The following is a 24,403-nucleotide window of genomic DNA, read 5'->3' as shown; positions in this document are numbered from 1 at the left end:
TTACTCCATTTCTATTTTTTTGATGTTTCCCATTTGATATTGTTTCCCAATCCTTTTTTCACCAAGACAGTAAGAACATACAGCTGCTGGCATGGTAAATCTGAGCTGCTTTTCTGATATAGAGTCAATATTGGCTGATTTTAAAAGGAGATTAGCTAATTCATTTGCTCCTTGCCCAGTTATACCGTTTACATGCATAATAAGAGCTTTTGGATTTACAAGTTTAACTTTCATAGCGTAAACTTCTCTTTCAGCTTGAGAGACGATATCCCCTTTTGTAATTACAACAATATCAGCGCCCTTAAGCATTGGGCCAATCTTCTTGGGAGTATTAATTCCTGCAAGATTATCAATAACACAAATAGCCAAAATATCTTTAATATGTGGAGAACATCTATTACAAAGCCCAGCACTTTCACTTATTAACATGTCAAGACCCAAACTTTTTCCCCATTCAAAACATTCTTCAATATTGCTTATAAAATAATGGTCTGGACAGATAGCACCTGATAAACCTTTTTTGACAGGTACCCCTTTTTTGGCATAAATTTTATCATCATCTGTTGTGAGGCAATCAAATTTAACCACACCAATTTTTACCCCTTTTTGGAGTAATTCATCAATACATTTTAAAATAACGCTTGTTTTTCCTGATGATGGAGGTCCGCTAATAGTTATCAGTTTCATTATGCTACCCCTATAAATTCGTTAAAATTTTTATTTAATTCATTTATAAGATTTTCAGTGTCATTATTCAAAATATAATCCCATCCAACCCATTTAAAATTTGCTGGCTCTATTAGGCTATTTTTTACATCCTTATGTAAAGATGGGAAAAGACCATGTTGAGATAATATATTGCCAACTTCTTTTGAAAAAATAGTATCAATTAAAGGTTTTATTTTTTCTGCTGAATCCTTTCTAATAAGTGCAAATATTGGGCTTATAATAGCACCATCTTTTGGCCATACAATTTTGACGCTATTTAAGGATCTTACCATCTTTGAGAAGAAGTATGGCATAACAGTGATTGCGGGTTTGGCTGTATTTTTCATCTGTTGGGTTTTTACAGCTACAGTTGGATGTAAGCTTTTAAACATAATCTTTTTTAATCTTTCTATGCCGCTTTCACCAAACTCTTTATAAATATGTAAAAGTATACTGTTAAAAAGATCAAAATCTCCAACAGGTATTGATACTTTGTTTTCATAGTTGCCATAAAGGAGTTCTTCCCAAGACCCTGGAATTTTTTCATTATCTAATTCTTGTTCATTTATCATAAAAATAGCTGGAACTACGGCAAATACAGATAGTGCATTAAAAGGGTCTTTAAGGTTTATATCTTTAAAATCATCATTTAATTTATTTGGAAAGCAGTCAATGAAAAAGCCTTTTTTAATTCTTTCTTGAGCATTTTGTGAGAATAAAAATTCAAAACCAGCAGAAATAATTATATCGGGGATTGTTTTATCATCTGCAAAATCAACAGAGTCTTTTAGCCATCCAAGGCCTTTGGATGCTGATTCTAAATTTACCTCAACTGTGGTACTGTTTTTTTCTTCAAAATCAGTAATAGCTTCGTTTAATTTTTCTAAAAGTGGTACTCTTACTGGACATGGAAGTACACCGTAAACTTTTATTTCACCTTTTTTGTTGTTTTCTACTAATGTAATATCAGTTTTATTTGTTTCTATTTTTAGATATTCATTGAGTTGTTTTATTAATGTTTCTAAATTTATTTTTTTTATTTCAGAAACAGATTTTAGTGACAAAAGTTTTATTGGACTTTTCGCGTCTTCTAAATTTGCCAATCCTAAGTTTTTAAAGAAATATATACTGTTTGGATGATTATCTATAACCTCTTTAATTTTTGTTTTTTCTGTAATTATCATATTTCACCTCGTTTAGTTTTGTTATTTCATAAGATAGTAAAGTAGGCATTTTTATCTTTGATTACAATCAAATTTATTGCAAAAAAATACAATGATGTTAAATTATGAATATGATAAAAGGGTTATACAGTTCTCTATCAGCATTAAACGCTGCAATAAAAAGGGTTGATAACAATGCTTACAATATTGCTAATATAAATACGCCTGGTTTTAAGAGAGTATTGAGCTATAATAACACTTTATCTAAAGGTGGAGTTAATGTTTTTACAATAAAGGATAATGATAAACAGGGGTATCTTATTTATACAGGTAGAAATTTAGATTTAGCCATTAATGGAGAAGGTTTTTTTAAACTTTTAAATGGAAACGGTGAAGAGGTATTTACACGGTTTGGTCATTTCTCTGTTGATAAAAATGGAAATATTGTAAATCCCAATGGTGACATTTTGTTCTCGGCTGCTAAAGGTAAAGATGTGCGAATTACTTTAGATGGTTCGATCTATATTGATAATGAGCCATTAGGTAAAATAGAGCTTTTTGATACAAATGGAAATAAAGTATCAAATAATCAATATGAGATTATGCCTGGCTATTTAGAAGCGTCAAATGTAGATGTTGCAAGAGAGATTGTAGATATGATTGTATCTAAAAATTATTTTGAGGCAAACTTGAAATCTACTAAAATAATTGATGAAATGCTTGGTAAAATTATAGATAATTTTGCTTAGGAGGGAAGATGTTAACCGATGATTTTATAAAAGATTTTTTAGAGAAAGCTAAAAATATTGTGATAGTGGGAGCATCAAATAACCCGGCAAGAGCGAGTAATCATATTATGAAATTTTTAATGAGCAAAGGTTATAATTGTTATCCAGTTAACCCTAATGAAGAGGAAGTTTTAGGTGTAAAAGCTTATAAAAGTATAGCAGAAGTCCCTGTTGTCCCTGATATAGTCGATGTTTTTAGAAAGAGCGAATTTGCTCCAGAAATTGTAAAAGAGGCAATTAAAAAAGGGGCAAGGTTTATTTGGTTGCAGGAAGATGTTTACTCAGATGAAGCAAAGCAGATTGCAGAGGAAGCTGGCATACCAATTGTTATGAATAAATGTATTTATAAAGAATATAAAAGATTAGGCTTGCAATAGCAAATTAACATTTAGTTATAGTGTCCCTTGAAACATTAGAGGCTTTCTTTTTATCGGCTAAAAATTGCTCATCATCTTTTAATGCTTGTTTTATATCATTAATTAGTTTTTGTATGAAAGGATCATTACTGAGTTTGTAGATTACCCATCTTCCATCTTTTTCATCAGTTATTATACCAGCATATTTTAAATGTTTTAAATGGGCAGATATTGTTGAAAGAGCAATGTGTAAAACTTCATTGATTTCGCATACACACATAGGTCTTTCTGAGAGAAGTAGGGCAATCCGTAATCTGTTTTTTTCTCCTAAAGATTTAAACACTTCAGCTGTTTTGTTCATTTCCATAAAAATATAATATTTTAAAAAAAATAAGTTGACAAGTATTATTTTCATGATATTTTTATATTCAACGAAATATAATAAATGAGGTTGTTATGGAAAAAAAAGAAAGAAACATTTTTTTTACTTTAATAACACTTTTTTTAATTTTTTATTTCATACCATTTCACTCGAAAAAATATCAAAATGCAGTGATAGAAGCTGTATTGATGTTGCAAGAATATGTTAGGGAGCATACCTTAACCTGTTTGATACCAGCTCTTTTTATTGCAGGAGGGATATCTTCATTTGTATCTCAAGCATCAGTGATAAAATACTTTGGTAGAGGTGCAAAAAAGATCGTTTCCTATTCTGTGGCATCTGTTTCAGGGACTATTTTAGCGGTTTGTTCTTGTACTATTTTACCTCTTTTTGCAGGTATTTACGCAAGAGGAGCAGGAATTGGTCCTGCAACAGCTTTTGTATATTCTGGTCCTGCAATTAATGTTTTGGCTATTGTATTAACTGCAAGGATACTTGGGTGGCAACTTGGTTTGGCAAGGGCAATTGGTGCAATATCTTTTGCTATTATTATAGGTTTAATAATGGAGTTACTTTTTGGTAAAGAGGATGCAAAAAGAGTAAACAATATCCCTTCTGTATCGATAAATGAAAAGGAGAGACCTCTATATAAAGATATTCTGTTTTTTGCTATGTTAGTGGGTATATTGATTTTTGCTACATGGGCAAAGCCAAATAGATTTGGGACAATATTTAGTTTTATTTACAGTATAAAATGGTGGTTGGTGCTGTTATCATTTATTGGACTTATAGTCATAGTGTTTAAATGGTATGAAAAGGGTGAGCGAATTGCATGGCTTAGTGAGACTTGGGAATATTCTAAGCAGATAATTCCGTTATTGTTTATAGGTGTTTTAGTTGCTGGTTTTTTACTGGGTAGACCAAATAGTGGTAATGGGATTATACCAAAAGAAATTGTTGAGAATTTAGTGGGTGGAAATAGTTTTGGTGCAAACTTTTTTGCATCGGTTGTAGGTGCTTTTATGTATTTTGCTACATTGACAGAAGTACCAATATTACAGGGGCTTTTAGGTGCAGGTATGGGTAAGGGGCCTGCTTTGGCACTATTATTGAGTGGCCCTGCATTAAGTTTACCAAATATGTTGGTAATTAGAAGTGTCATTGGTACTAAAAAAACTGTTGCTTATGTTGTGCTTGTAGTGATAATGTCAACATTTGCAGGAATAATTTTTGGTAATTTATAAAAAGTAGGAGGAGATTATGAATGTAAAAGTTTTAGGTACAGGTTGTAGAAACTGTGAGCTGTTATATCAGACTACATTAAAGGCTTTAGAAGAACTTCAAATTGATGCGACTGTGGAATATGTAAAAGATATAAATGAGATTTCGAAATATGTAATGTTTACACCTGGTTTAGTTGTAGATGAAAAGGTAGTGCATGAAGGTAAGCCTTTACCAACAGTGGATCAATTAAAAAAGATTTTTTCTGAACTAAATTAATTTTTAGTAAATTTATTGTAAATTATTATTCAAGAAAATTTTCTTTTAATAAACGGAATTAAATATAATTTTTTATTTTTCATAAGAGGGAGTTTCCCTCTTTTTTATTATTAATTTCTGATTATTAAATAAGTGACAAAATAATCCATTTTGCTATAATAATAATATGAGCAGGATAACAGCTATATGGTTTTTTTTATTTATGTTAGGTTTTATTTTTATAAATTATCCTTTTATTACTATTTTTGATAAAAGAGTGTTTGTCTATGGAATACCACTTATCTATTTATACTTTATAATTGGTTGGTTTTTTTCTATTTTTGTAGTTTTTGTTTTTGTATATTTTTTAAGAAAACGGAAACAATAGTATGAAATTAGTATATCTCCTTACGGGAGCATATTTTTTATCTCTTTTTATAATAGCTTATTATGGTGAAAAACTTTTTAAGAATAATAAAAAAATTATATCTAATCCTTACATTTATTCATTAACACTTGGAGTTTATTGCACTACATGGACTTATTATGGTTCTATTGGTAAGGCAGCAACATCAGGTATTGATTTTATCACGATCTATATTGGCCCAACTTTAGTGGTGTTTACTTGGTGGATATTCTTAAAGCATATTATTAGAGTTTCTGATGAATATAATATTACATCAATAGCTGATTTCATAAGTTTTAGATATGGGAAATCAAAATATCTTGGAATTATTGTATCACTGTTTTGTATTTTTGGGATTATTCCATATATAGCTTTGCAACTTAAAGCAATTACAGAAACATTTTTGCTTGTATCTGATGGAGACCTAAAAAATCAGGTTACTGTTTTTAAAGATATTTCTTTTTATTTTTCGTTAATTATCGGTTTAATTGGTGCTTTCTTTGGGACGAGGCATGTTTCAGAAGCCAGAAAACATCCTGGATTAATATCAATTATTGCTTTTGAATCGATTTTCAAGCTTGTTATATTTGTAATTGGTGGTGTTTTTATTACATTTTTTATGTTTAATGGGTTTTCAGATATTATTGAAAAAATGGCTAATCATAAAAATATCTTAATAGCTAATAAATTAGACGCTCTAATCACTATAAAAGGTTCGGTTAATAGTTATTTTCAATGGTTTACGATGATTATGCTTAGTATGTTTGCAGTGATGTTTTTACCAAGACAATTTCATATGTCTGTTGTGGAAAATCTGGATGTTGATCATATTGATAAAGCGATGTATCTATTTCCATTATATCTGTTTATTATAAATTTGTTTGTTATACCGATAGCCTTTGCAGGTATTATAGTTTTTAATAACACAGGAGATCCTGATTACTATTTTTTAAATATATTAAAAAATAATGGAAATAATATATTGTTAATATTGGTTTATTTAGGTGGGTTAGCTGCAGGTTCAGGGATGGTTATAGTTTCTTCGGTAAGTATTGCAAATATGGTGGTAAACAATATTATAATCCCGATTTTTGTTAAAAAGATAGTTAAATTTGATTTATCTTTTGGATTAATATTTTTTAAGCGTTTTCTTGTAGTGTTGATTGTTATTGTTAGTTTTTTTTATTTTAAATACATTGGGAAACATTTCTCTTTAGTAAGTATAGGTCTTACCTCTTTTGCTGCTGTTAGCCAATTTGCACCACCAATTATAATTGGTTTATTTTGGGAAAGGGTTAACGAAAAAGGTGCAATTGCTGGACTTATTGCAGGTTTTATTATTTGGTTTTTTACACTTATTATACCTGATATGGTTAACGCAGGATTAATTTCTGAAAGCATAATGTTTGAAGGTATTTTTGGTATTTCTATTTTAAAACCGTACGCACTTTTTGGTTTAGATTCACTTGATATATGGTCGCATTCACTCTTTTGGAGCATGCTTTTTAATGTATCTATGTTGGTAATAGTATCATTAATTACCAAGCAGTCAGAAACAGAAATGGAAACAGCAATAATTTTTAAAAGGGAATTTTATCTAAAAGAAATAATAAAAGTGAAGAAGAAAACTATAGTTGGATTGAGTTATGATGATATCTTTACGCTACTTTCGAAGTTTTTAGGAGAAAAGTTAGCTGAAGAAAAATTAAAGCAATATTTAGCACAAAAAGGGAAGGATGTTCCTGAGTTAAACATGGCAGATTTAGCAGAGTTGAGAGACTACTCTGAAAAAGTAATATCGGAAATAATTGGTCCAGGTGCATCAAAATTAATTATGGATTCCTATTTTGAGATGCTTGGTAAAGGTGAAGATAAGGTACTCGATATTTTTAAGGATTTACTTTCTTATAGTGTTGGGGAATCTAAAGATACCTTGGTTAAAAGGGTTTCTGAGTTAAATGTTTTGCTTGAAATTTCAAAGATATTTTCTAATATTGGAAGTTTGGATCAAAAGCTTTTAAAATCCCTTAATTTATTAAAGAAAACTTTTAAATTTGATTTAGTTGTTTTGAGGGTATTAGAAGAAAATACTTTAAGACTTAGGGCTTATGCAGGGCAGTTGTCTCATAATTTGGATCTTGATAGAGAAATTACTGAGCTTTATTCTTCATTTGTAGGTAAGTGTATTCTTGAAAAGAAACCTGTTGCTGTAAATGATATAAATCTAGTCCCAGTAAATGAGAATGTATTAGCCCTTAAAGATGCTGGCTATATATCTTTTTGTCATCTTCCTTTAATTATAGAAGGTGAAGTTAAGGGCGTAATTTCATTTTTTTCCAAAATTTATAAAGGGATGTACACTACTGAGTTTGTTTCAATTTTAGAAAGTGTTGCTCATCAAATTGCTTTTTCCATAAAGAGCTATGAACAAACAAAAGAATTGATTAAAATGAGGGAAATCGAAAAAGAGCTTGAAATTGCAAGAAGTATTCAGCGATCCCTTTTACCTCAAAAAGCTCCTCAAATAGAAGGGATTGAGTTTTCTGGTGTCTGTTTTGCTTATGAGTTTGTAGGAGGAGATTATTACGATTACTTTGAGTTGGGCAACAATATACTGGATGTAGTGATTGCTGATGTTTCAGGGCATAATGTGGCCTCTGCGTTATTGATGTCTGAGGTAAGATCTTTACTAAAAAGTATAATTGCGACCAATCCAAATTTACAGCCAAAAGATATAATAAATAAACTTAATTTGGAAATTTATGATGATTTAGAAAAATTAGAATTTATAATAACACTTGTATATTTAAGAGTTGATTTACAAAATAAGAAAATAACCTATGTGAATGCAGGTCATCCAAAACCTATTATTTGTAGAAATAATGATACAGTTGTTTTAGAAGGTGGAGATCCTTTGCTTGGTGTTTTAAAAGATTATTCTTTTACTCAGTATGATTATAAATTCTATAACGGGGACTTTTTATTTTTATATACTGATGGAGTTACTGAAGCGGAAAATAGTAAAAACGAGTTTTTCGGAGTTGATAACTTATTATTAACTATCAAAAATAATTGTGGGTTTTCTTCTGATGAGATAATTGCTCATGTTTATGATGAATTATTAAGATTTATTGGCGAGAACAAACAAAAAGATGATGTAACGATGGTTGGTATAAAATTTATATAAGTTAATAAAAACTGATTGAAAATAGATAATTCCTGTGATAGTTATTAAACAAATTTAAGCTAAATTTAACAGGAGATTTGCAATGAGAAGTGAGAATATTAAAAAAGGGTTAGAAAGAGCGCCACATAGGGCTTTATTACATGGTAGCGGTGTTCCAAAAAGCTCTTTGGATAGACCCTTTATAGGTATTTGCTCAAGTTTTACTGATCTGATTCCTGGCCATTCAGGTATGAGAGATTTAGAAAGATTTATCGAAAAAGGTGTACATTCTGGTGGAGGTTATTCTTTTATATTTTCAGTTCCAGGTATCTGTGATGGTATTGCTATGGGGCATAAAGGGATGCATTATTCACTGCCAAGCAGGGAAGCGATAGCAGATATAATAGAGTGTGTAGTAGAAGCACATCAGCTTGATGGTGTGGTTTTCCTAACAAATTGCGATAAGATTACTCCAGGTATGCTCATGGCAGCAGCCAGATTAAATGTGCCATCTATTTTTGTTACTGCTGGTCCAATGTTAAGTGGAAATTGGAGGGGGGAAAGAAGGTCTTTTGTTAGAGATACTTTTGAGGCTATGGCAAAATATAAAAAAGGTGAAATTGATGATTTTGAAATGAGTAATCTGGAGCAATGTGCTTGCCCTTCTGCTGGTTCTTGTCAGGGGCTTTACACTGCTAACACTATGGCATGTCTAACTGAAACAATGGGGATGAGCCTTCCAGGTTGTGGGACTGCTTTAGCTGTAATGTCAAAGAAAAAACATATAGCATTTGATAGTGGAGTAAGGATTTGTGATTTGGTTAGAGAAAATATAAAACCGAGGGATATTTTAAATGAAAAAGCTTTTAAAAATGCAGTTATAGTAGATTTGGCACTTGGTGGTTCTACAAATACAACACTTCATTTACCAGCTATTGCTCATGAGGCAGGTGTAAAATTAGATTTGGAATTATTTGATACATTAAGTAAAAAAGTTCCCCATATTAGTAATCTTAGACCTGGTGGGGAATATTTTATGGAAGATTTAGATTTCGCAGGTGGAATTCCTGCAGTATTTAAAAGACTTGAGACTATATTGGAAGATAATATTACAGTATCTGGTTTGACTGTTAAGGAGATAGCTCAAAAAGCGCTTGTTTTTAATGAAGATGTTATTAGACCTATTGATAACCCTTATCATAAAGAAGGTGGGATTGCTGTATTGAAAGGGAATTTGGCACCTATGGGTTGTGTAGTAAAGCAATCAGCTGTTTCCCAAGATATGATGGTTTTTAAAGGTAAGGCAAAAGTTTTTGATTCAGAAGAAGACGCAATGGATGCTATAATGAGCGGAAAAATCGAAAATGGTGATGTCGTAGTAATTAGGTATGAAGGGCCAAAAGGTGGCCCAGGTATGAGGGAAATGCTTGCTCCTACAGCTGCAATTGCTGGTATGGGGCTTAACAAAGTGGCGCTAATTACTGATGGGAGGTTTTCTGGCGGCACAAGGGGACCATGTATAGGGCATATTTCCCCAGAGGCTGCTGAATGCGGAGTCATTGCATTGATAAAAGATGGGGACGAAATTTATATCAATATTCCTGAAAGAAAGATCGAATTGTTGGTTTCTGAAGATGAGTTGAATAATAGAAGGAAAAATTGGGTTAAACCAGAACCAAAAATTAAAAAAGGTTATTTATATAAATATGCTTTAAATGTTAGTAGCGCTGCAGAAGGTGCTATATTTAAAAAAATGCAGTAGGAGAAATGTCTATGATGACAGGTGCAGAAATATTAGTTGAATGCTTAAAAAAAGAAAATGTTGAGGTTATTTTTGGTTATCCAGGTGGTGTGTTATTAAGTATTTATGATACATTATTTGATGCTGAGATTAAGCATATTTTGCCAAGACATGAACAAGGTGGTATTCATGCTGCTGATGGATATGCGAGAGCTACAGGAAAAGTTGGTGTATGTATGGCCACTAGTGGTCCTGGTGCTACCAACTTAGTAACTGGTATAGCTAATGCTTATATGGATTCTGTTCCACTTGTTGTTTTTACTGGACAGGTCCCTACGTCTTTAATTGGTGGAGATGCTTTTCAAGAGGCTGATATCATTGGTATAACAAGACCAATTGTAAAGCATAGTTACTTAATAAAAGATATTAAAGAGTTAGCACCATCAATAAAAGAAGCGTTTTATATTGCAAGGACAGGTAGACCTGGCCCTGTTGTAATTGATTTGCCAAAGGATGTGGTTGCTTCAAAAGCTAAGTTTAAATATCCTGAAAAGGTTGAGTTACTTGGGTATAATCCAAATTATGAAGGTCACCCAATGCAGATTAAAAAGTTACTAAAGGCTTTAGAAAATGCTAAAAAGCCTGTTGTTTATATGGGTGGTGGAGTTAGAATAAGCAATGCTCAAAAAGAGTTAGTAGAGTTTGTAGAAAAAATTAACTTACCAGTAATATCATCGTTTATGGGGTTGGGCGGTTTTCCAGGCGATCATCCTAATTTTATCGGTTGGTTAGGGATGCATGGAAACTATGCCTCAAACATGGCTATGACAGAAACAGATTTTATAATAGCGATTGGGACAAGATTTTCGGATAGATCAACAGGCAGATTAGATGGATTTGCACCACATGCTAAAATTGCTCATATTGATATTGATCCAGCTTCAATAAGTAAAAATGTTGTGATTGATATACCAATTGTTGGAGATTGTAAAATAGTATTAAATCAAATTTTAAAATATATCGGTAGTTATGAATGGGATAAGCGTAAAAAAGATAGAGAAGCTTGGATTAAACAGATAAAGGCTTGGGATAGCAAACATCCTTTTTCATATAAGCCAAGTAAGAAGTTAATAAAACCACAATTTGTTGTAGAAAAGATATATGAAGTTACAAAAGGGGATGCTATTATTTGCACTGAGGTTGGACAGAATCAGATGTGGGCTGGTCAGTTTTATAAATTCAAAGACCCTAGACAATTTATCTCATCTGGCGGTTTAGGCACAATGGGGTTTGGTTTTCCAGCTGCGATAGGAGCTAAGATCGGGAGACCTGAAAAAGAGGTTTTTGATATTGCAGGGGATGGAAGTTTTCTTATGAATATGCAAGAGATATGCACCGCTGTACAGTATAGAGTGGGTGTTAAAGTAGCAATATTAAATAATAAATTTTTAGGTATGATAAGGCAGTGGCAAAACTTATTCTTTAATAATAGATATTCTTATTCTTGTCTTGAATGTCAGCCTGACTTTTTAAAGCTGGCTGAAAGTTATGGATGTCCCGCTTTTAGAGCAGAAAAACCTGAAGATGTGGAGCCGATATTGAGAGAGGCGATGAAAATTAAAGATTTACCCGTCTTAATGGATTTTGTTGTGGATAGAGAAGAGAATGTGTTCCCTATGGTTCCAGCAGGAGCTGCTTTAAATGAAATGATTTTGGGGGATTAATATGGGAAATATGAGACATATAATTTCTGTTTTAGTTGAAAACAAATTTGGTGTATTATCAAGGGTTGCTGGTCTTTTTAGTGGTAGAGGTTATAATATTGAAAGTCTTTCTGTAAATACAACTCATGATCCTAAGTTTTCAGTAATGACAATTGTAACCACTGGAGATGAGAGGATTATAGAGCAGATAATTAAACAGCTTAGAAAATTAATAAATGTAATTAAGGTCAGAGATGTTACTACTATGGATCATATTGAGCGTGAAATGATGCTAGTGAAGGTTCATGCTACTTCAAAAACTAGACCAGATATTTTTAATATTATTAATACATTCAGAGGTAAAGTTATAGATATAACGGGTGATTCTTTAATAGTTGAAATTACAGGAACTGATGATAAAAATAAAGCATTTTTGAAAGTGCTTGAACCTTATGGTATTATTGAGGTAATAAAAACAGGGTTTGTTGCTATTGCAAGAGGGAGCAAAGCAACACCTGATTATAGTAAAACATCATAAAAATAGAAAAAAGAGGTGGATTTATGAAAGTTTTTTATGAAAAAGATGTTAATCTTGATTTAATTAAATCTAAAAAGGTTGCTGTAATTGGTTATGGCAGTCAAGGCTATGGCCATTCTAATAATCTTAAAGATAGTGGTGTGGATGTAGTTGTAGGTTTGAGAAAAGGTAGTAAGTCATGGGATAAAGCTGAATCAGCTGGTTTAAAAGTGATGGAGGTTGAAAAAGCAGCTGAATGGGCTGATGTAATTATGATTTTAACTCCTGATGAAACGCAAGGTGATTTGTATAGAAAGTCTATTGAGCCTTATTTGAAAGAAGGTAATTATATTGCTTTTGCTCATGGATTCAATGTGCATTTTGGGCAGATTGTAGCACCTGAGAATGTAAATGTTATTATGATTGCTCCTAAAGGTCCAGGGCATTTAGTTAGGGCTGAATATGTTAAGGGGGGAGGAGTTCCTTGTTTAGTAGCTGTTGCGCAAGATTATAGCGGGGATTCTTTGGATGTTGCCCTTTCTTATGCTGCAGCAATAGGCGGTGCAAGAGCTGGTGTGCTTCAGACAACATTTAAAGAGGAAACCGAAACAGATCTTTTTGGTGAGCAAGCTGTGCTATGTGGTGGTTTAGTACAGTTAATTAAATATGGCTTTGAAACTTTGGTTGAAGCTGGATATGCTCCTGAAATGGCTTATTTTGAATGTTTGCATGAGGTAAAACTTATTGTAGACCTTCTTTATGAGGGTGGTATTTCTAACATGAGACATTCTATTAGTAATACTGCTCAATACGGAGATTTGACAAGAGGTCCTCGTGTAATATCTCCTGAAGTTAAGGAGAATATGAAGAAGGTTTTATACGAGATTCAAAGTGGTCAGTTTGCTAAAGAGTGGCTTTTGGAAAATAAAGCTGGTAGGCCAGTATTTAATGCCTTAACAAAGGCAGATGAGAACCATCCAATAGAAATTGTAGGTAAAAAATTAAGAGGTATGATGAGCTGGCTTGGAAAATCAAAAATAGTTGATACAGATAAAAATTAGTAAGATAATTGCTGCCATTTTCAGCTGTGGCAGCAATTATTTTTTCTATTGCTATTATTGTTAAAAACAATATATAATACATTAAAAACGGAGAGTTGAGTTGATAGCAAAAGAAGGGTTCCCTTTTATTTTAATTACATTAATTGCATTTTTGATATTATTGATTTTGCCTAAAGGTATATTGTTAACTATTTTAATTATATTATTATTGCTATTTATTTGGTTTTTTAGGGATCCTGAAAGGGATATACCCCCTTATGAAGATATTGTAGTTTCACCAGCTGATGGGAAGGTTGTAGAGATTACTGAAGAAGAGTTTGATAATAAACTTTTTAAAAAAATTTCTATTTTTATGAATATTTTTGATGTTCATGTTAATAGAGCCCCTTTAGATGGTGAGGTAGTTTCAGTAGAGCATAAACCTGGTAAATTTTTAGCTGCTGATAATCCTAAAAGTTCATTTGAAAATGAGCAGAATATAATCAGAATAGCTACTAATTATGGTGAAGTAGTTTTAAAACAGGTGGCTGGCCTTGTGGCAAGGAGAACAGTAGCTTATGTGAAAAAAGGTGATAAAGTATTAATTGGTGATAGAATAGGGATAATAAAGTTTTCATCGAGAGTAGATCTGTATTTGCCAACTAATTTTCATATAAATGTTGAATTAAATGATAGAGTTAAGGCAGGTGAAACTATAATAGCAAGGTATGAAAAGCATGATTAAAAAAGAGTATGTTTTACCTAATTTTATAACTTTGATGAGTATGTTTTCAGGTTTTTATTCAATTATTTCATCTGTAAACGGAGAGTTTGTGCCTGCTGCTTATGCTATACTCTTTGCATTTATATTTGATGGATTAGATGGAAAAGTAGCTAGAATGTTGCATGCAACCAGCGACTTCGGGATTCAGATGGATTCACTAAGTGATATTATTGCCTTTGGGATTGCACCAGCATTACTGGTTTATAATTGGGTTCTTATCCCTTATGGTAGAGTGGGTTGGATGGCTGCCTTTTTATTTGTGGCTTGTGGTGCTCTGAGATTGGCTAGGTTTAATGTTATGACCAAAAAACTAGATAATAGATATTTTATTGGTTTGCCTATTCCAGCTGCTGCTGGCGTAATTGCATCAAGTGTACTTTTTGTTAAAGAACTTATAGGGACTCCTGATGGGTTGACTATACCACTTAGTTTTGTTTTGTTTATTTATTTGCTCGCGTTTTTGATGGTAAGCAATGTTAAGTATTATAGTTTTAAAAAGATTGAATTGCATGGGGTAAAACCTTTTAGGCTTTTGGTAGGTTTTACTTTAATGATTATTATAATCGGTTCTTATCCTGAAATATTTTTGTTTGTATTTTTTATAGTTTATGCATTATCTGGTCTCCTCCTCGAGCTCTTAAAAGTTTTTAGACATCGAACCCTGGAGGCCAAAGAGGGGCATATTAAGTAATTAAAAGGCCTCAACCTTCCAGGGTTGAGGCCTTTTTTTTTAGATTATTTTTAAAAAGGAGGAAATAAAATGAGCGAAAAATTGATAATTTTTGACACAACTTTAAGAGATGGCGAACAAGCCCCAGGTTTTAGTATGAATGTAGAAGAGAAGCTTAAAATGGCAGTTCAGCTTGAAAAACTTGGTGTAGATGTCATTGAGGCTGGTTTTCCAATTTCATCACCTGGGGATTTTGAAGCTGTGAAAAGGGTTGCCGAAACAGTTAAAAATCCAATTGTTGCAGGTTTGTGTAGAGCAAACAGAAAAGATATTGAGGTTGGCTGGGATGCATTAAAGTCTGCTAAAAGACCAAGAATTCATACATTTATAGCTACATCAGATATTCATATGAAGTACAAGTTAAAAAAAGATCCTGAAGAGGTTATTGAAATAGCTAGAGATGCTGTAAAGTTTGCAAGAAATCTTTGTGATGATGTTGAATTTAGTGCTGAAGATGCAACAAGAACGAATTTGGACTTTTTATGTAAAATTGTTGAAGTTGTAATAGATGCAGGTGCAAGTACGATAAATATTCCAGATACTGTTGGATATACTGTTCCTATGGAATTTGAAAAGATCATTAGTACATTGTTAAATAAAGTGCCAAATATTGATAAAGCTATTATTAGTGTACATTGTCATAACGATCTTGGGTTGGCAGTTGCAAATTCTATTGCAGCGGTTAATGCAGGTGCAAGACAGGTTGAATGTACCATAAACGGTATAGGAGAAAGAGCAGGTAATGCATCCTTAGAAGAAATAGTTATGGCATTAAATGTTCGTAAAGATATTTTTGATTTTGTATATACGGATGTAAATACAAGAGAAATATATAGAACTAGTAAGTTGCTTACTTCTATAACAGGGGTTGAGGTACAACCGAATAAAGCTATTGTTGGTAAAAATGCTTTTGCACATGAAGCTGGTATCCATCAGGATGGTGTGTTAAAAGAGAGAACTACTTATGAAATTATGACACCTGAAAGTGTTGGTATACCATCAAACAAGCTTGTTTTAGGTAAGCATTCTGGAAGGCATGCTCTTATGCAAAGATTAAAAGATTTAGGTTATGAACTATCAAAAGAAGAGATTGAGATAGTGTATTCTAGATTTAAAGAGCTTGCAGATAAGAAAAAAGAGGTTTATGACGAAGATTTAGAAGCAATTGTTGAAAATCAAATGAGTAGAGTTAGAGAATATTACTCTTTAGAAAATATAACTGTTGTAAGTGGAAATAATGCTATCCCAACTGCTACAATTGAGCTTGTTAAAGATGATGGAAATACAATAATTGATGCATCAATAGGTGATGGACCAGTTGATGCGGCTTTTAAAGCTATTGAAAGAATAGCTGGTATTCAGGGAAGACTAAAAAAATACAATATTAAGTCTGTGACAGCTGGTAAAGATGCTCAAGGTGAAGTTACTGTTAGTGTAGAATTTGAAAAGTCTGGATTTGATATAACAGGCAAAGGTTATTCTACAGATATAGTGGAGGCAAGTGCAAGAGCGTATTTACATGCACTTAACAGATATCTCAGCAGGAAAAATAATAAAAAAGAGATAAAGGAAACAATTTAAAAAAAGGGGGGAGGTTCCCCCTTATTTGATTTCAAAGAGCTATTGTTTCAGGATAATTAGAAATAATTATTTATTTATCAAAAAGCATCTTATAAAATTTTAAAGTAAAATAAGCCTTATTAACTTTAATATTGCAAACTTATTTTATTTAAACTATATAGTGGCGACAACTCAGTATGGAGGTATTACATGGCTGGCCATAGTAAATGGGCTAATATAAAGCATAGAAAAGCTGCTCAAGACGCAAAAAAAGGTAAAATTTTTACAAAAATAGCAAGAGAGTTAATGGTTGCTGCTAAAATGGGTGGAAGTGACCCTGAAATGAATCCTCGTCTGAGAGTTGCTTTAGAAAAGGCAAGACAAGCCAATATGCCAAAGGAAAATGTGGAAAGAGCTATTAAAAAAGGTACTGGTGAAGGGAATGAGGCTAACTTTGAGGATGTTATATATGAAGGGTATGGTCCAGGTGGTGTTGCTATTTTAGTTCAGGCTTTGACTGACAATAAAAATAGAACTGTTGCTGAAGTTAGAAGTACTTTAACAAAAAGAGGTGGAAGCTTGGGTGAAGCTGGTTGTGTCTCATGGCTATTTGAAAAGAAAGGAGTTATCGGAATTAAAAAGGAGACAATTGATGAGGATGAGTTAATGAATATTGTATTAGAAGTGGGCGCTGAAGACTTAAAAGTAGAAGATGATATGTATGAAGTTGTTACAGAGCCAACTGAATATTATAAAGTAAAAACAGCTTTGGAAGAAAAAGGGATCAAATTAGAATATGCAGAACTTACTATGAGACCAAAAAATACGGTTAAAGTTGAAGGGGAAAATGCAAAAAAACTATTAAACTTGATTGAAGCTTTAGAAGATCTTGATGATGTTCAAGAGGTTTATGCTAATTTCGATATAGATGACTCAGTTATGGAGGAAATGGGAGCTTAAATATTGATAATTTTTGGGGTTGATCCCGGTTTGAATAAAACCGGGATAGGTGTTTTGGAATTATCTGAAAATAATGACTTTAAATTTGTAGATTACAGATTAATTAAAAATAAAAGTAGTTTTGATGTTGTAGAGAAAATTGCTTCTTTATCGAAGGGTGTATCTGAAATTATTGAAAAATATAACCCTTCCTTTGCAGCAATTGAGGAAAGCTTTTATTCTGTAAATGTTAAAACTGCTATAAGTTTGGGATTAGCTCGTGGGGCTATTATGTCAGCCCTTTTAATGCAAAATGTAAAAGTTTATCAGTTTACAGCTTTGCAGATTAAAAAATCTGTTGTTGGATATGGCAAAGCTGATAAAAACCAGGTTAGGAGAATGGTTGAGATGCAGCTTAACATTTCTTTAAAAGATGTTTTAAATGATATATCTGATGCTCTTGCATGTGCTATATGTTTAGCTATATTTTTAAAAGGTAATAGATATGATAAATTATATTAAAGGTAAACTCAGTGTTAAGAAACCTGATTTTATTGTTGTTGAAGCTTATGGTGTTGGATACCATATTTATATTTCTTTAAATACTTTTTCAAATTTGCCTAATGAAGGGGATGAAGTAAAGATTTTTGTTCAACAAATATTAAAAGATGATGGTATCAGCTTATACGGTTTTATAAGTGAAAATGAAAGAGATTTTTTTAATTTACTAATTAAGGTTTCAAAAGTTGGTCCAAAATTAGCGCTATCAATTCTGTCAGGATTTAATGTAGAAGAATTAAAGGAGTGTATTGCTACAAAAAATCATATTAAATTGGCTTCTATCCCAGGTATAGGGAAGAAAACAGCTGAAAGGATTGTAGTGGAATTAAAAGATAAATTAGATAGTGTTGAAGTTGAGATTGAAAGTGGGGATGTTCAAATTTTAGAAGATGTGGTGAGTGCCCTTGTTAATCTCGGATATAAAAAGCAGGATTGTTTAAAGGTTGTAAAAAAATTAGATATAAATAATTTTAGTTTTGAGGAATTATTGAAAGAAGCTTTAAAGCAACTAACTTCATAAAGGGGACAAAAGAAAATCAGGATATGAGTGTAGAAAAGTTTGATAAATCAGCTTTTACTTATGATCAAAATCCTATGCATGTTGAAAGAGGTATAGCTGTAGCTAATGCTATAAAAAAACTTGTTCCTATTAAAAAAGATTGGGTAATAGCTGATTTTGGATGTGGAACAGGTTTGTTGGGTATAAATTTTGTAAACGATGTTAAGAAAATCGTAATGATTGATGCCTCGCAAAATATGTTGAAGGTATTGAAGGAAAAATTAGATAAATTAAAAATAGAAAATGTAGAAATTTTAAAATTTGATATTACAAAAGATCAAAATTTACCAAATTTAAGATTTGATTTGATTGTTACACTGATGACTTTTCATCACATAAATGACATAAAGTCAGCATTAAACAAGCTATTTAGTATGATTAAGAAAGATGGTTATTTGGCATTAGCTGATTTGGATGAGGAAGATGGATCTTTTCATAAAGATAAAGAAACTGTGCATAATGGTATAAATCAAACAAAACTAAGAGATTATGCTAAAGAAATTGGTTTTGAATTTGTAAAATCTGACATCCCTTATGTTATTAAAAGGGATATAGACGGTCAATTAAAAGAGTATCCAGTTTTTCTACATATCTATTGTAAGTAATTAAACTTTTTTAGATTAAAAAATTCTTTCAATTTATTACTTAAAGGTATATCCTAAAAATAAAGGTGTATTATGGAGTTAAATGAGTTCATAAGAATACATGATAAAAATCAGTTTGAAATAAAGCTTGGATATCTAATTGATCACTCAAAAAGGAAAACTGAGTATGAAATAAATATATATTTTTTCATTCCTAAGAGCATAGGTTTAAATAAGTACACTTATAGTAATACTCAGTTTTTTGAAGATTTTTACAGCTATGTCAGATTGATAACACCAAAGAGCGATTTAAAGGATATAATTAAAAGATTACAAAGATTGATTAACTTTATATATCGAAATAGATCATCTTTAGAAAAACATTTCGACCATATTAATTATGAATTAAAAATTATCATTTGTTCTTATAGGGTTTATCTGAGAAAATTTGCAAATGAGATTAAAAGTGGGATGTGTGTAAATGAAGAAATTGTTAATTTTATTAATGAATTAAAAGAATTTAGAAAGCATATTAAAGAATTCACTGGTTTTGTTAATGGTTCTATATCGAATAGTTTGAAAGATTTGTTTATTTTTGCTGACGAGTATAGTAGTTTTTTGATTGATGTGTATGTTTTTAGAATTATAAAGTTTTTAGGTAAAAATTGTGACAGCAATATTAAAAGTTTTTTGTTAAAAGTTGTTAAAGAAGAGGATGAGTATAGAAAATTAAAAAATTATTCATTTGTTACAAGTAATGAAGAAAATAATGAATCTTTAATATATAAATATTCTGTTTATAAAAAATTTTTTTATAGCATTTTGTTTTTATATCAGAAGAGAAAAGAGGATTTTACCGAGGCTAGGCATTTTGCCTATGCCATTGCTGCTGGTATCGCAATGATTTTTGCAACCGCTGTGGCTTTTTTTTATCAACAAAAGTATGGTAGTTATACTTTACCTTTCTTTGTTGCACTTGTTGTTAGCTATATGTTTAAAGATCGAATAAAAGATTTTTTTAGACAACTGTTTGATAATAAATTTGTTTTTAAAAAAGTATATGACTTTAGAAATAAGATATATGATTTAGAGAAAAATAGATTATTTGGCTTTTATAAAGAAAGAGTAAGATTTATAGATGAAAAAAATTTACCTAAGGAAGTACTCGAAAAAAGATTGTTTAAAACTGATGGAAGATTATCTACATGGTTTTTGGGGGAAAACATCTTAAAATATGAACGAAAAATTAAATTGTATAATAAAAGGATTTCAGATTTTTTTACAGATAATATTGAAGGGCTAAATGACATCATTAGGTTTAATGTAAGTAATTTTACAAAAAAAATGGATGATCCTTATGAAGTTTTATACAGAACTGACGGCGAAAAAGTAGAAAAATTAGTTGCATCAAAGGTATATCATGTAAATATGGTTGTTGAATTTGTTTCAGACAAAGAGCATCGACTTTATAAAGTTAGGTTAATTCTTTCTAAAGATGGGATAAAAAGAGTAGAGTTGCCTGAGTTTAATAAAGTGATTTATAAGGAAGATTTATTATAGTGTCTATTATATAATGATAATGAGTATTTAAATAAAATTGGTCCAATAATCTGGTTTAATCCTATTATTGCAAAAAGTAAAGTGCTCATGTCTTTTCCCCAAGCGAAGTTTTCTGCTAAAATTTTAGCAAAACCTAAGCTTACTCCAGCTTGACTAATAAAACCAAATGATGATAGCTTTACAGCTTGCTTTTCAATACCAATAAATTTATTTGCTGCTAAAGACGATAAATATAATAAAAAAAACCTTAATAGAACAAATACAACAGCTACAAACAACATATTTTGAAGTGCTTTAATATTTATTGAGGCTCCAGCAGAAAAGAAAAATATAAGGAGAATTAATTCAAAGTTTTGTTCCATTAATTCATTTAACATTTTACCAAAATTTGAAAAATTATTAATTACTATCCCTGCTATCAAAAAGATTAGAAGATTATTTAAATGTAGTTTATCAGCTAAAAAGCTTGTCATTGTTAAAATTAAAAAAATAAAAGTACCTGTATTGTATTTGATGTATTTAAAATATTGATTAATAAAAAAGCCTATAATAATTCCTGTTAAAATAGATAGAGCTTCATGAAAGATAAGAGCATATATAGAATGCTGGCTACTTTTGGCAAAAATTGATAAACAGAAAGTAAAAGCTAATATTAATGTGATATCTTTAATTATTGCTGAAGTTAATACTAAGTTTGAAAGTTCGTTGTTTGACTTTGTCTCTTTTATTATAGCCACAGTAGTAGAAGGGGATGTTGCATTAAAAATGATTGTTGTAAACAAAACAATTGATAGTTTGGCATAAGTTGGAGTTTCTATATAAAAAAGTAAATATATTGTTGGGATAGTTAAAATTGACATAATAATTACTTGATTTATTGTAAATTTTCCATACCTTAAGAAGCATTTGAAATCTCTATTAAAATTGATTTCACAACCAGCAACAAGAGCTATCATCCCCAATGCCACATTATCTAAGAATTTCAATTTGTTTAAAATAAAGTTATCGAATACATTTAAAACAAATGGGCCCAATAAAATCCCTATTAATAAAAAAGATGATAATCTTGGAAATCCCAATTCATAAAAGGTTTCAGCTACAATTAAAGATATCAAAAAAGAAACACCAATATTGAGAGTATAATGTACATTATAATTTTTTGTTAAATAGATAGTGATGATTATCAAAGCAATAGTTAGAGATATATTTTTAATTATTTTCATTTTTTGAAACCCTGTAATTGTAAATTTCTGTCATTAAGAAAAGTAAAAAAAAGTATGGAATAAAATTTAAAAGATTGCGAAATTGATAAGAATTTAATTCTATTAAAAATATCATTGGTAAAATACCTAAATTTACTAAATTGATACTTTCTTTTGAGCTAATAATCAGTTTTTGATATAGATAAAGTGCAACATATTTTCTAATAAAAATAATAAGTAGAAAAGTTAGTATTGTGAATATGAGCAATTTTAAATCAAGATTAATATGATTGAAAAGATAAAATCCTATGATGATAAACAAGATAATGTATAAAAATTTATCTAAAAAATCTATTGTGTTAATAAATACATCACCAAATTTGGTATTGGATATTAAAAGCCCAATAATAAATCCAGAAGAGATTGGAGAAAGTTTAAAAGTAACTGTTAGACCAGTGAAAAGAACTAATAATGTGATATTTAAAGTATATACTGCCCTTTTGTCATTAAATTGAATGCTTTTAGATATTATGATGATTACACAAATTGATACCAATAAGTAAGATACAAAATTTATAATATCGTAGTATCTATAGCAAATTAGCAAAGAATAAAAGATAAACGAATAAAAAGGGTATAGCGATATTAAAATGAGATTAGTATAATTATTGGAAAAATTATTTTTAGTAATTTTATTTAGTAAGATCGCACTAAAGGGGAATGTTGTATTTAATATTATGGGGATAAATAGATGTTCAATTCTAAAAATTGTGCTCAAAATATAAATACATATTGAAAGTAAGGTGTATATCAGAAGTAAAAAGATGTGAAACTTGTAGTTTATACTTTTTAAAAGGCTAAATTTATATTGGCCACCAAAAAGTACTCCAGTGAGGAAAAAAACAAATGATAAATATGGTTTAAAATCGTAATTCATTTTAATATCAGTTTTTAATGTTATGTATGATAGCAGTATTCCTAAAATGATGTATTCAAGGTTTAGGTTTAGTAGATAAGATAAAAAGGTGGCTTTTTTTTCTTTAGCCAAATATAGTAAAGAGCTTATAAATGCTATTAATAATAAAAATGTTATATAAAAAAACTCGTTCATAATTTTGTATAACATGTTTTAAATTTTTAGAAAACTATAATTTATTAACTAATTTTATAATTTTTAAGCAAAAATTCTTATGATTGATTTAATGATACTTTTAATGTAAATTGTGGGCATGAAATCATTGAATAAAACAGTTATATTTTCGCACGGTAAAGAAGGGACACCTGATGGAAAAAAGATAAAAGTATTATCAGGTGTGGCAAAAAGTATGGGCTGGGAATGTGTAAGTTTGGATTATCGAGGGGTTTATGATCCAGAGGAAAGGGTAAAAAAATTAGAAAGCTTTATCAATTCAGTTGATTATGAACGCTTAGTTTTAGTGGGTTCAAGTATGGGGGGGTATGTTTCTTTAGCTGTAGCGAAAAATTTTAATACAAATGGGCTATTTCTTTTAGCTCCTGCCATTGGTATGAAAAACTTGGAGTATAAAAATAAATATATTTATCCTGAAAATACTTATGTAGAAATTGTTCATGGTTTAAAAGATAGTGTTGTTCCTGTTGATAATATTATTTTTTATTCAAAAAAATTTGGAGTTACTTTGCATTTGTTAAATGATGGGCATAGGCTATTATCGAGTATAAATTATATTTCAAAATTATTTAAAATATTTTTAGAAAAAATAGATGAGAGGTAAATAGATGGAAAAAAGAAAAATAAGCTGTGCAGTATGTGCATGGAGAGAACATTGCAATAAAAAATACTACATTAAAGACCCTTCAAAATGTCTTGATTTTAGTAGAGATGTGACAATTGATGTCGAAAGTGAAAATAATGATAATGAAGAGGAAAATAAAGAAAATGATAAGGGTTAAAACAGGTATTGGTTTTGATGTCCATGCTTTTGAAAAAGGGGCTGATTTATTCTTGGGTGGAGTTAAAATACCCTATAAGTATGGTTTAAAAGGGCATTCAGATGCAGATGTTTTGATTCATGCTATTATTGATGCAATAGTTTCACCTGCTTTGGCTACAGATATTGGAAAGTTATTTCCAGATAGTGATGATAGCTACAAAGGTATTGATTCAAAGATTTTACTTAAAAAATCTGTTGAAATGGTAAGAGATAAAGGCTTTGAAATCTGTAATATTGATACTGTAATTATTGCTCAAGAACCTAAAATCTCCCCTTATATATTTGATATGAGGGAAATATTGTCAGAAGTGCTAAATATTTCAATTGAAGATATCACGATAAAAGGGACTACTACAGAATATTTGGGTTTTACTGGAAGAAAAGAGGGGATAGCAGCTGTTGCAATAGCGACATTGATTTATTAATAGCAAGTTCTTGAGATTTATATAAAATTTTTTAAATTAGTTATTAGAAAAGTGTTTAAAACCTCTTTTCAAGGAGG

Annotated in this window: 25 protein-coding genes; 21 read left to right on the top strand and 4 right to left on the bottom strand. The window is 30.6% G+C overall.

All coding sequences use genetic code 11. The annotated features are described in order from the left end of the window. On the bottom strand, positions 1–687 hold the full coding sequence (locus tag OWM07_RS09810; protein WP_423303545.1) for a GTP-binding protein: 687 nt from the start codon (positions 685–687) through the stop codon (positions 1–3). Then, a complete protein-coding gene (locus tag OWM07_RS09805; protein ID WP_423303544.1) occupies positions 687–1,892 on the bottom strand; it encodes an ABC transporter substrate-binding protein in 1,206 nt (401 codons plus the stop codon). The genes OWM07_RS09810 and OWM07_RS09805 overlap by 1 nt, the downstream gene beginning before the upstream one ends. A gap of 110 nt (positions 1,893–2,002) precedes the next feature. On the opposite strand from OWM07_RS09805, the gene OWM07_RS09800 reads away from it, so the two are divergent. Together OWM07_RS09800 and OWM07_RS09795 are read left to right on the top strand one after the other, a co-directional pair. Beyond that, positions 2,003–2,620 (top strand): flagellar hook-basal body complex protein, encoded by a 618-nt coding sequence (locus OWM07_RS09800; RefSeq protein WP_423303543.1) that lies wholly within the window; start codon positions 2,003–2,005, stop codon positions 2,618–2,620. A gap of 8 nt (positions 2,621–2,628) precedes the next feature. After that, positions 2,629–3,036 carry a CoA-binding protein gene (locus OWM07_RS09795; protein ID WP_423303542.1) on the top strand — a complete coding sequence of 136 codons (408 nt, stop codon included), beginning with the start codon at positions 2,629–2,631 and terminating at the stop codon, positions 3,034–3,036. 4 nt (positions 3,037–3,040) lie between these two features. On the opposite strand, the gene OWM07_RS09790 is transcribed toward OWM07_RS09795, so the two are convergent. After that, the gene (locus OWM07_RS09790) at positions 3,041–3,376 is read right to left on the bottom strand and encodes an ArsR/SmtB family transcription factor (RefSeq protein WP_423303541.1); all 336 of its coding nucleotides are present in this window, start codon (positions 3,374–3,376) and stop codon (positions 3,041–3,043) included. Positions 3,377–3,471: 95 nt separating this feature from the next. On the opposite strand from OWM07_RS09790, the gene OWM07_RS09785 reads away from it, so the two are divergent. The 15 genes from OWM07_RS09785 to OWM07_RS09715 all read left to right on the top strand — a co-directional run bounded on the left by OWM07_RS09785 (position 3,472) and on the right by OWM07_RS09715 (position 20,726). Next, positions 3,472–4,641 carry a permease gene (locus OWM07_RS09785; protein WP_423303540.1) on the top strand — a complete coding sequence of 390 codons (1,170 nt, stop codon included), beginning with the start codon at positions 3,472–3,474 and terminating at the stop codon, positions 4,639–4,641. Between the two features lie 16 nt (positions 4,642–4,657). Next, a complete protein-coding gene (locus tag OWM07_RS09780) occupies positions 4,658–4,897 on the top strand; it encodes a thioredoxin family protein (protein ID WP_423303539.1) in 240 nt (79 codons plus the stop codon). A gap of 368 nt (positions 4,898–5,265) precedes the next feature. Next, on the top strand, positions 5,266–8,469 hold the full coding sequence (locus OWM07_RS09775; RefSeq protein WP_423303538.1) for a sodium:solute symporter family transporter: 3,204 nt from the start codon (positions 5,266–5,268) through the stop codon (positions 8,467–8,469). Between the two features lie 82 nt (positions 8,470–8,551). After that, complete coding sequence (ilvD, locus tag OWM07_RS09770) at positions 8,552–10,210, top strand: dihydroxy-acid dehydratase (protein WP_423303537.1); 1,659 nt, start codon at positions 8,552–8,554, stop codon at positions 10,208–10,210. 11 nt (positions 10,211–10,221) lie between these two features. Further along, positions 10,222–11,913: a biosynthetic-type acetolactate synthase large subunit gene (gene ilvB, locus OWM07_RS09765; protein ID WP_423303536.1), complete on the top strand. Its 1,692-nt coding sequence runs from the start codon at positions 10,222–10,224 to the stop codon at positions 11,911–11,913. 10 nt (positions 11,914–11,923) lie between these two features. Continuing rightward, positions 11,924–12,430, top strand: a complete 507-nt coding sequence (gene ilvN / locus OWM07_RS09760; protein ID WP_423303569.1) for an acetolactate synthase small subunit — start codon at positions 11,924–11,926, stop codon at positions 12,428–12,430. A 23-nt stretch (positions 12,431–12,453) separates the two neighbouring features. Further along, positions 12,454–13,470 (top strand): ketol-acid reductoisomerase, encoded by a 1,017-nt coding sequence (gene ilvC / locus OWM07_RS09755; protein ID WP_423303535.1) that lies wholly within the window; start codon positions 12,454–12,456, stop codon positions 13,468–13,470. 100 nt (positions 13,471–13,570) lie between these two features. Further along, positions 13,571–14,194 carry a phosphatidylserine decarboxylase family protein gene (locus tag OWM07_RS09750; RefSeq protein WP_423303534.1) on the top strand — a complete coding sequence of 208 codons (624 nt, stop codon included), beginning with the start codon at positions 13,571–13,573 and terminating at the stop codon, positions 14,192–14,194. After that, the gene (gene pssA, locus OWM07_RS09745) at positions 14,187–14,924 is read left to right on the top strand and encodes a CDP-diacylglycerol--serine O-phosphatidyltransferase (RefSeq protein ID WP_423303568.1); all 738 of its coding nucleotides are present in this window, start codon (positions 14,187–14,189) and stop codon (positions 14,922–14,924) included. The genes OWM07_RS09750 and pssA overlap by 8 nt, the downstream gene beginning before the upstream one ends. A gap of 69 nt (positions 14,925–14,993) precedes the next feature. Further along, positions 14,994–16,544: a 2-isopropylmalate synthase gene (locus OWM07_RS09740; RefSeq protein WP_423303533.1), complete on the top strand. Its 1,551-nt coding sequence runs from the start codon at positions 14,994–14,996 to the stop codon at positions 16,542–16,544. A gap of 189 nt (positions 16,545–16,733) precedes the next feature. Next, positions 16,734–17,483: a YebC/PmpR family DNA-binding transcriptional regulator gene (locus OWM07_RS09735; RefSeq protein WP_423303532.1), complete on the top strand. Its 750-nt coding sequence runs from the start codon at positions 16,734–16,736 to the stop codon at positions 17,481–17,483. A 3-nt stretch (positions 17,484–17,486) separates the two neighbouring features. Beyond that, positions 17,487–17,984: a crossover junction endodeoxyribonuclease RuvC gene (gene ruvC / locus OWM07_RS09730; protein WP_423303531.1), complete on the top strand. Its 498-nt coding sequence runs from the start codon at positions 17,487–17,489 to the stop codon at positions 17,982–17,984. After that, the gene (gene ruvA, locus OWM07_RS09725; RefSeq protein ID WP_423303529.1) at positions 17,968–18,543 is read left to right on the top strand and encodes a Holliday junction branch migration protein RuvA; all 576 of its coding nucleotides are present in this window, start codon (positions 17,968–17,970) and stop codon (positions 18,541–18,543) included. The genes ruvC and ruvA overlap by 17 nt, the downstream gene beginning before the upstream one ends. A 23-nt stretch (positions 18,544–18,566) precedes the next feature. After that, positions 18,567–19,187: a class I SAM-dependent DNA methyltransferase gene (locus tag OWM07_RS09720; RefSeq protein ID WP_423303528.1), complete on the top strand. Its 621-nt coding sequence runs from the start codon at positions 18,567–18,569 to the stop codon at positions 19,185–19,187. 72 nt (positions 19,188–19,259) lie between these two features. Further along, positions 19,260–20,726, top strand: a complete 1,467-nt coding sequence (locus OWM07_RS09715; protein ID WP_423303527.1) for a hypothetical protein — start codon at positions 19,260–19,262, stop codon at positions 20,724–20,726. Here OWM07_RS09715 and OWM07_RS09710 read toward each other — a convergent pair. Next, positions 20,705–21,949, bottom strand: coding sequence for a cation:proton antiporter (locus OWM07_RS09710; protein WP_423303526.1), 1,245 nt, complete (start codon positions 21,947–21,949; stop codon positions 20,705–20,707). The two genes, OWM07_RS09715 and OWM07_RS09710, sit on opposite strands and share 22 nt — an antisense overlap. A gap of 287 nt (positions 21,950–22,236) precedes the next feature. On the opposite strand from OWM07_RS09710, the gene OWM07_RS09705 reads away from it, so the two are divergent. From OWM07_RS09705 to ispF, 4 genes are all read left to right on the top strand, one after another. Further along, positions 22,237–22,443, top strand: coding sequence for a hypothetical protein (locus OWM07_RS09705; protein ID WP_423303525.1), 207 nt, complete (start codon positions 22,237–22,239; stop codon positions 22,441–22,443). A 714-nt stretch (positions 22,444–23,157) separates the two neighbouring features. Beyond that, the gene (locus tag OWM07_RS09700; protein WP_423303524.1) at positions 23,158–23,682 is read left to right on the top strand and encodes a YqiA/YcfP family alpha/beta fold hydrolase; all 525 of its coding nucleotides are present in this window, start codon (positions 23,158–23,160) and stop codon (positions 23,680–23,682) included. Positions 23,683–23,686: 4 nt separating this feature from the next. Continuing rightward, positions 23,687–23,860 (top strand): hypothetical protein, encoded by a 174-nt coding sequence (locus tag OWM07_RS09695; RefSeq protein WP_423303522.1) that lies wholly within the window; start codon positions 23,687–23,689, stop codon positions 23,858–23,860. After that, positions 23,838–24,326 (top strand): 2-C-methyl-D-erythritol 2,4-cyclodiphosphate synthase, encoded by a 489-nt coding sequence (gene ispF, locus OWM07_RS09690; RefSeq protein ID WP_423303566.1) that lies wholly within the window; start codon positions 23,838–23,840, stop codon positions 24,324–24,326. Before OWM07_RS09695 ends, ispF begins: the two co-directional genes overlap by 23 nt. Positions 24,327–24,403: the final 77 nt, after the last annotated feature.

Origin of the sequence: Deferribacter thermophilus (assembly GCF_049472675.1) — a bacterium.
Classification (GTDB): domain Bacteria; phylum Chrysiogenota; class Deferribacteres; order Deferribacterales; family Deferribacteraceae; genus Deferribacter; species Deferribacter thermophilus.
Note: the sequence above shows the minus strand (reverse complement) of the source record. Positions and strands in the feature narration are given on the sequence as shown.

Excerpts from the sequence above, each read along its gene's own strand:
- OWM07_RS09810 (WP_423303545.1), bottom strand. The coding sequence starts at position 687 with ATGAAACTGATAACTATTAGCGGACCTCCATCATCAGGAAAAACAAGC.
- OWM07_RS09805 (WP_423303544.1), bottom strand. The coding sequence starts at position 1,892 with ATGATAATTACAGAAAAAACAAAAATTAAAGAGGTTATAGATAATCAT.
- OWM07_RS09800 (WP_423303543.1), top strand. The coding sequence starts at position 2,003 with ATGATAAAAGGGTTATACAGTTCTCTATCAGCATTAAACGCTGCAATA.
- OWM07_RS09795 (WP_423303542.1), top strand. The coding sequence starts at position 2,629 with ATGTTAACCGATGATTTTATAAAAGATTTTTTAGAGAAAGCTAAAAAT.
- OWM07_RS09790 (WP_423303541.1), bottom strand. The coding sequence starts at position 3,376 with ATGAACAAAACAGCTGAAGTGTTTAAATCTTTAGGAGAAAAAAACAGA.
- OWM07_RS09785 (WP_423303540.1), top strand. The coding sequence starts at position 3,472 with ATGGAAAAAAAAGAAAGAAACATTTTTTTTACTTTAATAACACTTTTT.
- OWM07_RS09780 (WP_423303539.1), top strand. The coding sequence starts at position 4,658 with ATGAATGTAAAAGTTTTAGGTACAGGTTGTAGAAACTGTGAGCTGTTA.
- OWM07_RS09775 (WP_423303538.1), top strand. The coding sequence starts at position 5,266 with ATGAAATTAGTATATCTCCTTACGGGAGCATATTTTTTATCTCTTTTT.
- ilvD (WP_423303537.1), top strand. The coding sequence starts at position 8,552 with ATGAGAAGTGAGAATATTAAAAAAGGGTTAGAAAGAGCGCCACATAGG.
- ilvB (WP_423303536.1), top strand. The coding sequence starts at position 10,222 with ATGATGACAGGTGCAGAAATATTAGTTGAATGCTTAAAAAAAGAAAAT.
- ilvN (WP_423303569.1), top strand. The coding sequence starts at position 11,924 with ATGAGACATATAATTTCTGTTTTAGTTGAAAACAAATTTGGTGTATTA.
- ilvC (WP_423303535.1), top strand. The coding sequence starts at position 12,454 with ATGAAAGTTTTTTATGAAAAAGATGTTAATCTTGATTTAATTAAATCT.
- pssA (WP_423303568.1), top strand. The coding sequence starts at position 14,187 with ATGATTAAAAAAGAGTATGTTTTACCTAATTTTATAACTTTGATGAGT.
- OWM07_RS09740 (WP_423303533.1), top strand. The coding sequence starts at position 14,994 with ATGAGCGAAAAATTGATAATTTTTGACACAACTTTAAGAGATGGCGAA.
- OWM07_RS09735 (WP_423303532.1), top strand. The coding sequence starts at position 16,734 with ATGGCTGGCCATAGTAAATGGGCTAATATAAAGCATAGAAAAGCTGCT.
- ruvA (WP_423303529.1), top strand. The coding sequence starts at position 17,968 with ATGATAAATTATATTAAAGGTAAACTCAGTGTTAAGAAACCTGATTTT.
- OWM07_RS09720 (WP_423303528.1), top strand. The coding sequence starts at position 18,567 with ATGAGTGTAGAAAAGTTTGATAAATCAGCTTTTACTTATGATCAAAAT.
- OWM07_RS09715 (WP_423303527.1), top strand. The coding sequence starts at position 19,260 with ATGGAGTTAAATGAGTTCATAAGAATACATGATAAAAATCAGTTTGAA.
- OWM07_RS09710 (WP_423303526.1), bottom strand. The coding sequence starts at position 21,949 with ATGAAAATAATTAAAAATATATCTCTAACTATTGCTTTGATAATCATC.
- OWM07_RS09705 (WP_423303525.1), top strand. The coding sequence starts at position 22,237 with ATGATGATAAACAAGATAATGTATAAAAATTTATCTAAAAAATCTATT.
- OWM07_RS09700 (WP_423303524.1), top strand. The coding sequence starts at position 23,158 with ATGAAATCATTGAATAAAACAGTTATATTTTCGCACGGTAAAGAAGGG.
- OWM07_RS09695 (WP_423303522.1), top strand. The coding sequence starts at position 23,687 with ATGGAAAAAAGAAAAATAAGCTGTGCAGTATGTGCATGGAGAGAACAT.